Origin of the sequence: Rhodococcus sp. 06-221-2 (assembly GCF_002258365.1) — a bacterium.
In the GTDB taxonomy this organism is placed as follows: domain Bacteria; phylum Actinomycetota; class Actinomycetes; order Mycobacteriales; family Mycobacteriaceae; genus Rhodococcoides; species Rhodococcoides fascians.
On the sequence record NZ_NOYJ01000030.1, the window covers coordinates 358,292 to 371,931 of the forward strand.

The 13,640-nt window shown below is 64.8% G+C and carries 14 protein-coding genes and 2 tRNA genes; 7 read left to right on the forward strand and 9 right to left on the reverse strand.

The window, feature by feature from the left end; genetic code table 11:
- Window positions 1-31: 31 nt before the first annotated feature.
- Together tig and CH281_RS17875 are read right to left on the reverse strand one after the other, a co-directional pair.
- On the reverse strand, window positions 32-1,411 hold the full coding sequence (gene tig, locus CH281_RS17870; protein WP_179274222.1) for a trigger factor: 1,380 nt from the start codon (window positions 1,409-1,411) through the stop codon (window positions 32-34).
- Between the two features lie 101 nt (window positions 1,412-1,512).
- Window positions 1,513-1,586, reverse strand: a tRNA-Pro gene (locus CH281_RS17875).
- A gap of 170 nt (window positions 1,587-1,756) precedes the next feature.
- Between CH281_RS17875 and CH281_RS17880 the strand changes: the two genes are divergently transcribed.
- Window positions 1,757-1,830, forward strand: a tRNA-Gly gene (locus CH281_RS17880).
- Between the two features lie 111 nt (window positions 1,831-1,941).
- Window positions 1,942-2,709 (forward strand): hypothetical protein, encoded by a 768-nt coding sequence (locus CH281_RS17885; RefSeq protein ID WP_094621198.1) that lies wholly within the window; start codon window positions 1,942-1,944, stop codon window positions 2,707-2,709.
- Here the strand turns inward: CH281_RS17885 and CH281_RS17890 are convergent.
- On the reverse strand, window positions 2,706-3,500 hold the full coding sequence (locus CH281_RS17890; RefSeq protein WP_032368209.1) for an Fpg/Nei family DNA glycosylase: 795 nt from the start codon (window positions 3,498-3,500) through the stop codon (window positions 2,706-2,708). The genes CH281_RS17885 and CH281_RS17890 overlap by 4 nt on opposite strands.
- Window positions 3,501-3,980, reverse strand: a complete 480-nt coding sequence (locus CH281_RS17895; protein ID WP_032374451.1) for a ribose-5-phosphate isomerase — start codon at window positions 3,978-3,980, stop codon at window positions 3,501-3,503. It lies immediately after the preceding gene.
- A 19-nt stretch (window positions 3,981-3,999) separates the two neighbouring features.
- On the opposite strand from CH281_RS17895, the gene CH281_RS17900 reads away from it, so the two are divergent.
- A complete protein-coding gene (locus CH281_RS17900; RefSeq protein ID WP_094695353.1) occupies window positions 4,000-4,659 on the forward strand; it encodes a DUF429 domain-containing protein in 660 nt (219 codons plus the stop codon).
- Between the two features lie 78 nt (window positions 4,660-4,737).
- On the opposite strand, the gene CH281_RS17905 is transcribed toward CH281_RS17900, so the two are convergent.
- On the reverse strand, window positions 4,738-5,355 hold the full coding sequence (locus tag CH281_RS17905) for a mycothiol-dependent nitroreductase Rv2466c family protein (RefSeq protein WP_032406770.1): 618 nt from the start codon (window positions 5,353-5,355) through the stop codon (window positions 4,738-4,740).
- A gap of 157 nt (window positions 5,356-5,512) precedes the next feature.
- On the opposite strand from CH281_RS17905, the gene pepN reads away from it, so the two are divergent.
- Window positions 5,513-8,086: an aminopeptidase N gene (gene pepN / locus CH281_RS17910; protein ID WP_094695002.1), complete on the forward strand. Its 2,574-nt coding sequence runs from the start codon at window positions 5,513-5,515 to the stop codon at window positions 8,084-8,086.
- Between the two features lie 117 nt (window positions 8,087-8,203).
- Here the strand turns inward: pepN and CH281_RS17915 are convergent, their stop codons facing one another.
- The 3 genes from CH281_RS17915 to CH281_RS17925 all read right to left on the reverse strand — a co-directional run bounded on the left by CH281_RS17915 (window position 8,204) and on the right by CH281_RS17925 (window position 9,665).
- Window positions 8,204-8,683 (reverse strand): DUF5130 family protein, encoded by a 480-nt coding sequence (locus CH281_RS17915; protein WP_032368213.1) that lies wholly within the window; start codon window positions 8,681-8,683, stop codon window positions 8,204-8,206.
- The gene (gene ctaJ, locus CH281_RS17920; protein WP_027497587.1) at window positions 8,670-8,921 is read right to left on the reverse strand and encodes an aa3-type cytochrome oxidase subunit CtaJ; all 252 of its coding nucleotides are present in this window, start codon (window positions 8,919-8,921) and stop codon (window positions 8,670-8,672) included. The genes CH281_RS17915 and ctaJ overlap by 14 nt, the downstream gene beginning before the upstream one ends.
- 81 nt (window positions 8,922-9,002) lie before the next feature.
- The gene (locus CH281_RS17925; RefSeq protein ID WP_174557300.1) at window positions 9,003-9,665 is read right to left on the reverse strand and encodes an HNH endonuclease; all 663 of its coding nucleotides are present in this window, start codon (window positions 9,663-9,665) and stop codon (window positions 9,003-9,005) included.
- 231 nt (window positions 9,666-9,896) lie between these two features.
- Between CH281_RS17925 and CH281_RS17930 the strand changes: the two genes are divergently transcribed.
- Together CH281_RS17930 and CH281_RS17935 are read left to right on the forward strand one after the other, a co-directional pair.
- The gene (locus CH281_RS17930; RefSeq protein WP_045841372.1) at window positions 9,897-10,856 is read left to right on the forward strand and encodes a mechanosensitive ion channel family protein; all 960 of its coding nucleotides are present in this window, start codon (window positions 9,897-9,899) and stop codon (window positions 10,854-10,856) included.
- Window positions 10,857-10,906: 50 nt separating this feature from the next.
- On the forward strand, window positions 10,907-11,302 hold the full coding sequence (locus CH281_RS17935; protein ID WP_027497590.1) for a globin: 396 nt from the start codon (window positions 10,907-10,909) through the stop codon (window positions 11,300-11,302).
- 48 nt (window positions 11,303-11,350) lie between these two features.
- Here the strand turns inward: CH281_RS17935 and CH281_RS17940 are convergent, their stop codons facing one another.
- Window positions 11,351-11,812, reverse strand: coding sequence for a cupin domain-containing protein (locus tag CH281_RS17940; RefSeq protein ID WP_027497591.1), 462 nt, complete (start codon window positions 11,810-11,812; stop codon window positions 11,351-11,353).
- 189 nt (window positions 11,813-12,001) lie between these two features.
- On the opposite strand from CH281_RS17940, the gene CH281_RS17945 reads away from it, so the two are divergent.
- Window positions 12,002-13,609 carry a glycoside hydrolase family 13 protein gene (locus CH281_RS17945; protein ID WP_373453886.1) on the forward strand — a complete coding sequence of 536 codons (1,608 nt, stop codon included), beginning with the start codon at window positions 12,002-12,004 and terminating at the stop codon, window positions 13,607-13,609.
- Window positions 13,610-13,640 lie beyond the last annotated feature (31 nt).

Below are 13,640 nucleotides of genomic sequence, written 5' to 3' on the forward strand. Positions count from 1 at the left end.
GTCCCGGAACCGCCGTCGTTCGCTGTGAGCGTTACTTCTCTTGTTCGCCCTCGGAAGAATCAGCTGCTTCGACCTCGTCGGGAGCATCGGCGGGGCTGCCGAACAGCTCGGCGGTGTCGACGCTGGCTCCGTTGGTGTCGGTCACGGTGACGCGCTCGACGACCGAGGCAAGCGCCTTGCCGCGCTTGACATCGGCGAACACGGCACCGAGCTGGTTGGCCTGCTGCACCTGCTGGATGAACTGCTCGGGCGGCATGCCGTAGCGCTGGGCCTGGAAGATGATCCGCTCGGTCAGCTCGTCCTGGCCGACCTGAGTGTTCTCGGCCTCGGCGATGGCGTCGAGGAGAAGCTGGGTGCGCACCGACTTCTCGGCACCTTCCTTGACGTCCTTGTCGAACTCCTCGCGGCTCGAACCCTGCGACTCGAGCAACTCGGCGAGCGCTTCCTCGTTGTGATCGAGGCCGTGGATGGCCTCGTGCACCTGGGAATCGACCTCGGCCTTGACGACGGCCTCGGGAGCCGGAATCTTGAGGGTCTCGAGCAACGTCTCGAGCACCTTGTCGCGGATCTGACCGGCCTGCTCGACCTTCGCGACTCGCTCGACGCGCGTCTTCAGGTCGGCGAGTAGCTCATCGAACGTGTCGAACTCACTGGCCAGCTGGGCGAACTCGTCGTCGGCCTCGGGCAGCTCGCGCTCCTTGACGGAGACGACCTTGACCGTGACGACGGCTTCCTTGCCCGCATACTCACCGGCAACGAGCGTGGAGGTGAACTCCTTCGACTCGCCGGCCGAGACGCCGATGATCGCGTCGTCGAGGCCCTCGATGAGCTGACCGGAACCGACCTCGTGGGACAGCCCGCTGGCGGTGGCCTCTTCGACGTTCTCGCCGTCGACCGTGGCCGAGAGATCGATGGACACGAAGTCGCCGGACTGAACCGGGCGATCGACACCGGTGAGGGTTCCGAAACGCTGACGGAGCGACTGCAGCTGCTCGTCGACGGCTTCGTCCTTGATCTCGAGCGGATCGACGACGACGCTGATGGTCGAGTAATCCGGCAGCTCGATCTCGGGACGCACGTCGACCTCGGCGGTGAACGTGAGCTCGGTGCCGTCTTCGATCTTGGTGATCTCGATCTCGGGCTGGCCGATGACCTTGACCTTCTCGTTGGTCACGGCCTCGGAGTAGCGAGAGGGAAGAGCGTCGTTGACGACCTGCTCGAGTACTGCACCACGGCCGACTCGCGCCTCGAGCAACTTGGCCGGAGCCTTGCCGGGACGGAATCCGGGGAGGCGGATCTGCTGAGCCAAAGCCTTGTACGCGCGGTCGAAATCAGGCTTGAGCTCCTCGAAGGGCACCTCAACGTTGATACGGACTCGCGTCGGGCTCAGCTGCTCGACGGTGCTCTTCACGGGACATGCTCCTTTGTGGTGATTCTTGCTTGCTGGCAGTTCTGGCTTGCTGTCTTCCGCTCGCCACGAGCACGGTGAGCCGTGCCCGCGGCTCTCATTTGTCGGGGTGACAGGAATTGAACCTGCGACCCTCCGCTCCCAAAGCGGATGCGCTACCAAGCTGCGCCACACCCCGTCGTACGGACACCATTGAACAGCAACCGATAGTAGCCCCTCATGGGCGCCCCACCCATGACGTTCCGTGAGACCGGGCTCGACGGGCCGGTTTGGAATCCGGCAACCGCTTTGGGTACAGTCTTGAAACGCAGGCGACGGAACTGGCGATCCCACGACTGTTGTTTGCATGCCGATGTAGCTCAATGGTAGAGCCCCTGTCTTCCAAACAGGCTACGCGAGTTCGATTCTCGTCATCGGCTCCATCGAAAGCCCCGCACTTCGCGAGTGCGGGGCTTTTTCGTGTCCGCGTATCGTCGACAGTGTTCGAGTGAATCGGACGAACTGGACATGTATCGCCGATGGAAGGCTCAGAAGTGGAAATCGTCCTGATCGTCATCGTCGTGGCCGTCGTGGCACTGCTGGTGCTTCGCAGCAAGAAGAACTCCGCCGCAGCCGCGGCCACCGCACTGGCCGATGCGAAGGCCGACGCCCGCCAGTCGATCGAACGGCTCGGCGGCCAGGTCTACAACCTCGTCGGCTCCGACACCGCATCCAAGCAGGCCCTCGCCGACGCATCCGAGCGCAATATCGCAGCGGGCTCGCAGATCGACCAGGCGACAACCGTCGAACAGGCGAGGCTGGCCAAGCAGACCGCGTTGGAAGGGCTCTATTACATTCGCGCAGCGCGCCTGGCGATGGGCATGGACCCGGGCCCCGAGGTGCAGGGCATCGACGGCCAACAGCAGGCAGGCCGTGTCACCGAGGAACGCAAGGTCGACTTCGAGGGACGAGAGATCGCGGCCTCACCGGACCCGTCGGACCGGACCCCGAACTACTACCCCGGCGGACGAGTGGCGGGCCGACCCGTCCCCGCAGGCTGGTACTCCGAACCGTGGTGGCGTCCGGCCCTGGTCGCCGGCGCATGGGGAATGGGCTCGATGTTCCTGTTCTCGGCGATGTTCTCCGGCATGGCCGGAGTTCCGGACGAGACCGCAGCGGGTGGCGACCTGGGTGCCGACGGTTCCGACGGGGGTGCTGGTGACGACTACAGCGGCGGCGACACGGAATACGGTGCCATCGACGACGGGGGCGGCGACATGTTCGGCGGCGACGGCGGCGGAATGGACTTCGGCGGCCTCTAGGTCGCCTGACAGACGGGGCACCAGAACAGGTTTCGCGCCTGCATCGTCGAGTGCAGGATCTCGGCTCCGCACACGCGGCACGGGAGGCCTTCCCTGCGGTAGACGTACGAACGCGGTCGGCGGGCACCGTAGGTGTCGCCGTGATCGTCCTCGGGCCTGATGGTGATGATGCGACCGCGTCGGACACCGATGGCCATGAGGTCCACGAGATCGAGCCAGATGGCGTCCCACTCGGCTCGGTCGAGGTCCTTTCCGGGGCGCATCGGGTTGATCTCGTGCCGGAAGAGGATCTCGGCGCGGTAGACGTTGCCGACGCCGGCGAGCACCTTCTGATCCATCAGCAACGTGCCGATGGCCGTGCGTGACTTGGATATTCGTGCCCAGGCCGCATCCGGGTCGGCGTCCTTGCGGAGCGGGTCCGGCCCCAGACGCGCCAGGAGGGCGTCGACCTGCTGCTCGGTGTAGATCTCGCAGGCCGTGGGGCCGCGGAGGTCGGCACCGTACTTCTCCCCCACGATGCGCAGACGCACCGCACCCACCGGATCGTCCAGTGGCACAGCGTGTTCGGTGAACTTTCCGTACAGGCCGAGGTGAATGTGCACGATCAGGTCGGATTCGTAGCGGTGCAGCAGATGCTTGCCCCACGCCTCGGCCTTCTCGAGGACGAGGCCGTCGATCAGCGCGGCACCGGAAACGAACCGTCCCTGGGGACTGCTCGCCTCCACCGGTGCCCCGCCGAACCGACGTTGATGCAACCGAGCGAGTCGGTGCAGGGTATGCCCTTCGGGCACTTACTCGGGCTTTCCCGGAACCTCGGGTGCTTCGCCGCTGCGCTCGTACTCGGACAGGATGTCGATGCGACGCTGGTGGCGCTCCTCGCCCGAGAACGGGGTGCCGAGGAACGCGTCGACGATGGCAAGTGCTTCGGGCAACGTGTGCATGCGGCCGCCGATGCCGATGAGCTGCGCATCGTTGTGTTCGCGAGCCAACTTTGCCGTCTCGACGCTCCACGCGAGGGCACAGCGTGCGCCCGGCACCTTGTTCGCGGCGATCTGCTCGCCGTTTCCGGATCCGCCGAGCACGAGGCCGCGACTGCCCGGATCGGCGACGACGCGACGTGCTGCGTCGATGCAGAAGGCCGGGTAGTCGTCGACCGGGTCGTAGTCGAACGCACCGCAGTCGACGGGCTCGTGCCCGGTTGCCGTCAGGTGTTCGATGATCTGATTCTTGAACTCGAGGCCGGCGTGGTCGGCACCCAGGTATACGCGCATGCCTAGAGTCTGACAGGTGATGTCACGAGCCGAGAAATTCGCCGGTGTCGACGGCGCGAAGGGTGCGTGGGTGGTCGCATTGTTCGACGGCACGAGAGTGACGTGGACGGCCTGCTCCTCCGTCTCCGACGTGTTGGAGCACACCCGAGACTGCGCGCGAGTGGGCGTCGACATGCCGCTGTCGCTACCCGTGGACGGTTATCGCGTCAGCGAACTGGAGGCGAAGAAGTTCCTGGGGACGGCGCGCAGTTCGATCTTTCACACCCCGGTCGCGGATGTTCTGGGCGCGGTGTCGTACGAACAGGCGTGCTCGATCTCGCGGTCGAAGACCGGCAAGGCAATCAGTAAACAAACGTGGCACATCTTGCCCGCGGTCCGGGCGTGGCGAGATTCGGACTTCGATCCGGAACGGTACGTCGAAGTGCATCCCGAATGCTCGTTCAGGGCGATGTCACCGACCACGGTCTACGCATCGAAGAAGACCGGCCGCGGCGTCGGGCAACGGTTGGCCGCACTGACACGATGGACCGGGGCTCTCGACCTGGACGACCTGCCGAACGGGCCGCTCGTCGACGACTTTCTCGATGCCGCCGCAGCGGCGTGGTCGGCCAGGCGCTTCCATCTGGGCGAGCATCTGACGTTCGGCACCGACAGCGGCTCGGATCGAATCGTCGCCTGATCCCCCGTGCGCGAACTGGCCCCTCGTGCGTGAAAGTTCGGCTCCTGCTACGAGTTTCCACGCACGAGGGTCACGCGATCAGTCGAACTGCGGGTCCTCGTTGCGGGTGCGCTTGAGCTCGAAGAAGTGCGGGTACGCCGCGAAGATCACCGACGCGTCCCACAACTTGCCTGCCTCTTCACCGCGTGGAATCCGCGAGAGCACAGGGCCGAAGAACGCCACGCCGTTGACGTGAATGGTGGGAGTGCCCACATCGGGGCCGACCTTGTCCATTCCTGCGTGGTGGCTGGTGCGCAGGTCCTCGTCGTAATCGGTGCTCTCGGCTGCCGAGGCGAGATCGGCGGGCAAGTCGAGTTCGGCCAAGGACTCCCGGATGACCACGTCGAAATCCTTGTTGCCCTCGTTGTGAATTCGCGTGCCCATGGCCGCGTACAGCGGCGCGAGGATCTCGTCGCCGTTGCTCTTCGCCGCGGCGATCGCCACCCGCACCGGACCCCACGCCTTCTTCATCATCGCGGCGTACTCCTCGGGCAGGTCGCGGCCCTCGTTGAGGACGGCCAAGCTCATGACGTGGAAGTTGACGTCGATGTCGCGCACCTGCTGGACCTCGAGAATCCAACGTGAAGTGATCCAGCACCATGGGCACAGCGGGTCGAACCAAAAATCAGCGGTGTCTTTCTGTCCTGAACCGGTCACTGTCTGCTCCTCGAAAGTCGATGTCGCTGTCTCTTCATGTCGTAACACCCGGCCACCGCGCGGACATTCCACGCGACCCGTCAGCCAGCGCGCGACACGGCGGACGTGATGGGATGGACGGCACTACCCATAACTACACGAAGAGGTGTCGACTGAAGTGGTTGCTCCCAACCTGACGCGTGACCAAGCCTCCGAGCGCTCGGCGATCATCGGGGAAACGAAGTACGCGATCGTTCTCGATCTCACCGACGGCGAGGGCAATCCCGGCCAGAAGACGTTCCGCTCGCTCACCACCATCACGTTCGCCGCGACCGCCGGAGCGTCGACTTTCGTGGACATCGTCGCAGGCACCATCCGGTCGGCGACGCTCAACGGCACAGCGCTCGACACGACGAACTACGACGAGTCGACGGGGCTGGCTCTGGTCGATCTCGCCGAACACAACGAGCTCGTGGTCGATGCCGACTGCGTCTACTCGCACACCGGCGAAGGCCTGCACCGTTTCGTCGATCCGTCGGACGGTTCGGTGTACCTGTACTCGCAGTTCGAGACTGCGGACGCCAAGCGCATGTTCGCGTGCTTCGATCAACCCGATCTCAAGGCCACGTTCGACCTGAAGGTCACCGCTCCCGAGAGCTGGACCGTCATCTCCAACGCAGCGCACGGTGCCGAGCCGGCCGCAGGTGAGCACGTGTTCGACACGACGCCGCTGATGAGCACATACCTGGTTGCTCTGATCGCCGGTCCCTACGCCGAGTGGACCGATTCGTACACCGACGATCACGGCACCATCCCTCTCGGAATCTACTGCCGCGCATCCCTTGCCGAACACATGGATGCCGAGAGACTGTTCACCGAGACGAAGCAGGGTTTCGGTTTCTACCACGAGAACTTCGGCACCCCGTATGCGTTCGGCAAGTACGACCAGCTGTTCGTGCCCGAATTCAACGCCGGAGCCATGGAGAACGCCGGGGCCGTCACGTTCCTCGAGGATTACGTCTTCCGGTCCAAGGTGACGCGGTACTCCTACGAGCGACGCGCCGAGACCGTGCTGCACGAGATGGCGCACATGTGGTTCGGCGATCTGGTGACGATGACATGGTGGGACGACCTGTGGCTCAACGAGTCGTTCGCGACGTTCGCCTCCGTGTTGTGCCAGTCCGAGGCGACCGAATACACCAACGCGTGGACGACGTTCGCCAACGTCGAGAAGGCCTGGGCATACCGACAGGACCAGCTGCCCTCGACGCACCCCATCGCCGCGGACATCCCCGATCTGGCCGCCGTGGAGGTCAACTTCGACGGCATCACGTACGCCAAGGGTGCCAGCGTGCTCAAGCAGCTGGTTGCGTACGTCGGTAAGGAAGACTTCCTGGCCGGGTTGCGGGCCTACTTCGTCGATCACGCGTTCGCCAACGCAACGTTCTCGGATCTGCTTGCGGCACTGGAGAAGTCATCGGGCCGCGATCTCTCCGATTGGGGTGCGCAGTGGCTGCGGACCACCGGCCTGAACACTCTGAGCCCCGATTTCGACGTCGACTCGGAGGGCAAGTTCACCCGGTTCGCAGTGTCGCAGACCGGCGCAGCACCGGGCGCGGGCGAGCATCGCGTACACCGCATCGCGATCGGCATCTACGACGACGTCGACGGCAAGTTGGTGCGTACCGACCGCGTCGAGCTGGACCTCGAGGCTGCCGAATCGACGAATGTCGAAGCGCTCGTAGGTGTATCGCGCGGCAAGCTCGTGCTGGTCAACGACGACGACCTGACGTATTGCGCAGTGCGGCTCGATCCGGATTCGCTCGGTGTTCTCGTCGATCGGATCGGCGACATCGCCGAGTCGCTCCCCCGCACTCTCGCCTGGTCGGCCGCATGGGAAATGACTCGGTCCGCCGAGATGAAGGCACGCGACTTCGTGGCTCTGGTCCAGCGCGGAATCGGTAGCGAGACCGAAGTGGGTGTGGTGCAACGTCTTCTGCTCCAGGCGCAGACGGCTGTCACCAGCTACGCCGATCCGGCGTGGGCGGCCGAACACGGAGTCCCCGAGTTCGCCGACGCAGTGCTCGAGCTGGCCCGCGGTGCCGAGTCGGGCTCGGATCACCAGTTGGCGTTCGTCAATGCTCTGACCGGTACCGAACTCAGCGAGCGCCATGTCGAGGTATTGCGCGCTCTCCTGGACGGTGACGCCCAGGGGCAGTCCCTGGCCGGACTCGACATCGATACGGATCTGCGGTGGCGCATCGTCACCGCCCTTGCGGCGGCCGGAGCCATCGATGCCGACGGGCTCGATTCGCCGGTCATCGACGCCGAAGCCGAGAAGGACAACACCGCCGCCGGAGCGCGGTCGGCTGCCGCTGCACGAGCTGCGCGTCCCAGTGCCGAGGTGAAGGAGCGGGCATGGACGACCGTCGTCGACGACGACGCGGTTCCGAACATCACGGCGCGGTCGATCATCGGTGGTTTCGCGGGCCCCGGCCAGGGCGAACTGCTCGAGCCGTACGTCGACCGCTATTTCGAGGCGATCGACGGCGTGTGGGCTCGTCGATCGAGTGAAGTCGCACAGACCGTCGTGGTGGGCCTCTACCCATCGTGGTCGATCAGCGAGCAGTCGTTGGCCGCAGCCGACAGGTTCCTCGATGGCGACCTTCCACCTGCTCTGCGCCGACTTGTGATCGAAGGCCGCGCCGGAGTCGTTCGGGCACTCGCCGCCCGGGCATACGACGCCGGCTGATCGCAGGTACACATACGACGAGGGCCGGTTGCGTCTCACCCGCGAAGGTGAGATGCAGCCGGCCCTCGTCGTCGCCGGGACCGCCGGCCGAGAACTACGGGGATGGAGCGCGACGAGCTACGGCGCGAGGATGGATGCTGCCATCACGCGGACCGAGGTCACGAGACCGTCGATGAGGTTGCCGTCGCGGAACGGGCCGAGCGCAGCGGTGACGCCGAGCTGAGCAACCCGATCGGTAGCACGGTTCGAGACCCGCTTTCCGGTGCGGATCTCGAGCGCGTGCCGGTTGGGGTCGACAGCGATCAGAACCGAACGAATCGCATCGGGGGTGCCGGGGAAGACCGAATCCGCTCCCGCAGCCGGATCGACTCCCAGGTCACCGACGTAGATGTTGAACCGAATCTTCGTCTTCCGGGTCGCCTCGCTCAGTGCGTCGTCGAGCGCGACCAGATCCTGCGTCGCGAAAGGCAGGTGCTCCGGGCTCGGCGTGCCGAACTCGTGTGCCACCGATACGCGACCACTCGCCGTCAGCGCAGCCCCGAACGGCAGGTCCTCTTCTCGGATGTCACCGCCACGTACCAGTTCACCACTTGCCACTTGCAGCACCTCCGATCGAATCGGCTGTGTCCGCGTCGTGCGATCCGTGGCCCCCGAACGGAGTCACCTCGTCCGTAGCGCTCCACAGCAATGGCTCGCGCGTCCACTCGTCCGTCAGCCGGTACGGAGCGACGTCCATCCCCGGCTGCTTGTCGGTCAAGTAGGACAGCGCGCCGACGATTCCGATCACCGCAACCGGAATCACCCCGAATATCAGCGTGGTCTCCAAAATGCTCACGGGGTGTGACGTTAGTCGACAATTGCCCGTCGGACCACGTCGGGGCCGGTGTTGTGACCGAAAAGAGCCAACGGCCGACAGTCAGGCAGCACCTTCGCCGAGGTACGCCAACCAGCTCGGGTCCAACTCCTTGGTGGTCGCCAGCAGACGCCAGTGCGGGCCCTTCGGCGGCACGAGCTGGGCTCGCAACGTCCACCCGATCTCACTGAGCAGCTTGTCCGCCTTGCGGTGATTGCAGGAGGCGCAGCACGCCACGCAGTTCTCCCACGAGTGGCCACCGCCGCGGCTGCGAGGCACGACGTGATCGACGGTCTCGGCCTTGCTGCCGCAATAGGCGCAGCGGAATCTGTCGCGATGCATCAGTGCCGCGCGCGTCATCGGCACCCGCGCTCGATAGGGAACTCGGACGAACGTCCGCAATCGAATCACCGACGGCACCTGGACGGAGTAATCGGCCGACCGGATGAACGGCCCCTCCGGATCGTCGTGGATCACGTCGGCCTTGCCGCAAACGAGAAGAACCACCGCCCGGCGCATCGGAAGCGCGGTCAGTGGTTCGAAAGTTGCGTTGAGGAGCAGCACACGGCGCTTGACCCACGCCGGGACGGCGTCGTCGCCCGTGGCGTTGTGGGCCGTCGGCACCACGCGCAGCGGAGAAGCCCCCGAGGCCGTCTCACGCTGGTCGTGCGTGGTGCGGCCCTCAGTGGGCGGGAGTTGTCGGTGGCGGTGTTGAGAGTTCTTCATGCATTACTCCAGGGAGTGTCGGCGCCCGCGCATGGCTTGCGTGGAACACGGTTCACAGTGGAACACGAATACACCGCCCGCGCACAGCCTTTTTCTGCGCATTTTCTGTTGCCGATCGGTGAACATTCCGGTTTCCGATCGGCGAGTTCGAGGATCGATACCGCTATGCGCTGCGCGACTGGCAAGATTTCTGTGTCTCCGTAGACTTTTCGGGTGGCTGTATCAACCCTTCTGTCCGTATCGCCGTTACCCGAACCTTCGCTGCTGCGAGAGCTCGACACCCGAGCATTCGAACTGACCGACACCGGACGCGACTGGCTGGTCGACCGTCCGTTGCAGATCCTCGGCTATCTGGTTCTGGCGATCGTGCTCAGGCTCGTGTTGCACCGAATGATCGACCGCTTCACTCGACACGACGCCGGCCGATCACCTGCACTTCTCCGGCCGTTACGCGACCGGTCCTCGGGAACGGTGAAGGGCGAGATACTCAACGAACGGCGCAGACAGCGGGCCAACACGATCGGTTCGGTACTCCGATCTGCGGTGTCGGTCATGATCCTGACCTGGTTCGTGCTGTCGGTGCTCGACGTCGTGGGTGTGAACGTCGCCCCGTTCATCGCGTCGGCGGGGATCGTCGGTGTCGCCCTCGGTTTCGGTGCGCAGAACCTCGTCCGCGACTTCCTGTCCGGAATCTTCATGCTTCTCGAGGATCAGTACGGGGTCGGCGACGTCGTCGATCTCGGTGAGGCGATCGGCACGGTCGAAAGCGTGGGATTGCGCGTCACCACGATCAGAGATGTCAACGGCACCGTGTGGTACTGCCGAAACGGTGAAGTTCTGCGGGTGGGCAACATGAGCCAAGGGTTCGCGGTAGCTGTCCTCGACCTCCCCGTCTCCCACACGGCCAACATCGACGAGGCCTGCGCGGTGGCCGAGAGAACCACCAACGAGGTCGTGGACTCCGGCGACTTCGACAGTGACATCCTCGAACCCCCGGAGATGCTCGGCGTCAATGCCGTCAGCGCCGATACCGTGACCATCCGGATCACGATCAAGACCCGACCCGGCCGCCAATGGGCGGTGCAGCGTCGCCTCCACCGCGACATCCTGCAGTCGTTCGACGATGCCGGTATCAAAGCCCCGTATGCGCTGGGCCGTCCGGGTGGGGTTGCAGTCGAGAGCAGCAGCTGAGGGACAATGAGCGTGACCGACGCCGACGAGGAACGAACAGAGAGAGTGTGATGACCGAACCGCAGCAGACGTTCTACGACGCGGTCGGCGGTGCGGAGACGTTCCGGTTGCTCACGGCGAAGTTCTACGAGGAAGTGGCCAAGGACGAGATCGTGCGGCCCCTGTATCCAGAGGAGGACCTGGCACCGGCCGAACGGCGGATGCGAATGTTCCTCGAGCAGTACTGGGGCGGGCCTCGTACGTACTCCGACGAACGTGGTCATCCACGATTGCGGATGCGTCACAACCCGTTTCGGATCGGGCCGCTCGAACGTGACGCCTGGCTTCGATGCATGCACATCGCGATCGCCTCGATCGACCCGGCCGTCCTGGATTCTGCGCACCGAACGCAACTCGTCGACTACATGGAGATGGCCGCCAATTCGATGATGAACTCGGCAATCTGAGAGCTACGGCGTCACGTACTACAGCGTCACGAACTACAGCGTCACGAACTACAGCGATGCGCCTCGCCGAGGGCCCGCTGCGCCACCTCTGAGGCGGCCGAGCCGTCGGCGGAGCGAGCCGGCTACCCCGAGCACGAAGCTCAGCGGCGCGGGCAGGTGCTGCCGCAAGATGGCGTGCTTACGCACGTAGTTGTCGACGCGCCATTCTGACCAGGTGCCGGCGCGGAACAACGCCGCGTCGCCGGGGACCAGAGTCCGGGGCGCGTGATCTTCGCTGGACACCACGACCGACCCGTCCATGATGTGGACGATCTCGTCGACCGCGAAGTACCACCGAAAGCGTCCGGCCGTGCAATCCCACACATTGGTAGTCGTGGTGCCGTCGGTACTCCTGGACCACTCCGCGACGCGAGCTCGCGGGTTTCCCTCGAGGATCCACGTGGGTTCGATGGGACTGTCGGAGAGCGAAACATCTTCCAGCCGCACGGCTTCTATGGTCGAGGTTCTCATGGTGTCGTCGCGTCCTCACCGTCGGGCGCGGCGCCGGCCGCGACACGTTTTACGTTGCAGAACATACAACACTTTCCAAACGTGCGGATACGTGTCGGTCATGTGAATGAGCACAATCCTTTACCTTCGGGTCGACCGCCAGTGCAGGGTGCCGGGTGCACCCCAGCGCCCTCGAATCGTTCGCAGCCCATTCGTTTGGCACTATTGCCAGTTGTGACCGATCCGATCGAAAGCACCGAGTTGTCGTGGTGGCAGGACGCCGTCTTCTACCAGATCTATCCCCGGTCGTTCGCAGATGCGAACGGTGACGGAATCGGTGATCTCGACGGCATCAGAGACAAGCTCGGCTACCTCGAATTGCTCGGTATCGACGCCATCTGGATCGGACCGATCACGCGGTCGCCCATGGCCGATCACGGCTACGACGTTTCCGACCCCCGAGACATCGACCCCATGTTCGGCAGTCTCGAGATCTTCGACGCGTTGCTCGACGAGGCGCACGCCCGCGACATCAAGGTCACGATGGATCTGGTGCCCAATCACACCAGTGACGAACACCGGTGGTTCCAGGCGGCTCTGAACGCCCCTCGTGGCAGCGCCGAGCGAGCGCGCTACATCTTTCGAGACGGGCTCGGCGACGACGGTTCGCAGCCGCCGAACAACTGGCCGAGCATCTTCGGGGGTCCCGCCTGGACGCGAGTCGACGAGAAGGACGGCTCCCCCGGTCAGTGGTACCTGCACATCTTCGCGCCCGAACAACCGGATCTGAACTGGGACAACCCCGAGGTCTTCGACGACTTCGCGCGCACACTTCGGTTCTGGCTGGACCGAGGCGTCGACGGATTTCGACTCGACGTCGCCCACGGCATGGCAAAACCTGCCGAGCTGGCCGACATGAGCCTCGAGTTCAACGCACTGATGAAGAACGACGACGACGATCCCCGGTTCAACAACCCCCGAGTCCACGAACTGCACCGCCGCATCAGAGCCGTCATGAACGAATACCCCCACGCGGTGACGGTCGGCGAGATCTGGGTCCAGGACAACGTCCGGTTCTCCGAATACATCCGCCCCGACGAGCTGCACCTGGGCTTCAACTTCCGCTTGGCCAGTGTCGATTTCGACGCCGAGACCATCCGCGATGCGATCTCCAACTCGCTCGCGGCCGTCGAACTGGTCGGCGGCACCCCGACGTGGACACTGTCGAACCACGACGTCGAACGCGAGGTCACCAGATACGGCGACGGAGACCTGGGCTATCACCGGGCCCGGGCCATGATTCTCGTCGAATTGGCCCTTCCTGGAACAATTTTCGTATACAACGGTGCCGAGCTCGGGCTACCGAACGTGCAGCTGCCCGACAGCGCCCTGCAGGACCCGGTGTGGGAGCGGTCCGGGCACACCGAGCGCGGACGCGACGGCTGCCGAGTCCCCATGCCGTGGGAGGGTGATGCCCCTCCGTTCGGGTTCTCCACCACCGATCGCACCTGGTTGCCGATGCCGCCGGAGTGGAAGGGGCTGACCGCCGAGGCGCAGCTCGAAGAGGTCGATTCGATGCTCAGCCTGTACCGCACGGCGTTCGAATTGCGCACCCTGCGGCCGGAGTTCACCGGCGGCGGAATCGATTGGTACGGTGCCCCTCCCGGGTGCCTGGCCTTCCGGCGCCGCGGGGGCTTGATCTGCGCCCTCAACTCCTCCGACGAGTCGATCCCACTCCCACCCGGCGAAGTGTTGCTGACCAGCACTCCGCTGGTCGACGGGATGCTTCCCGCGAACGCGGCCGCCTGGCTCGTCTGAGCCGGCCGGCCGGCTCGTCCGAACCGGCCGA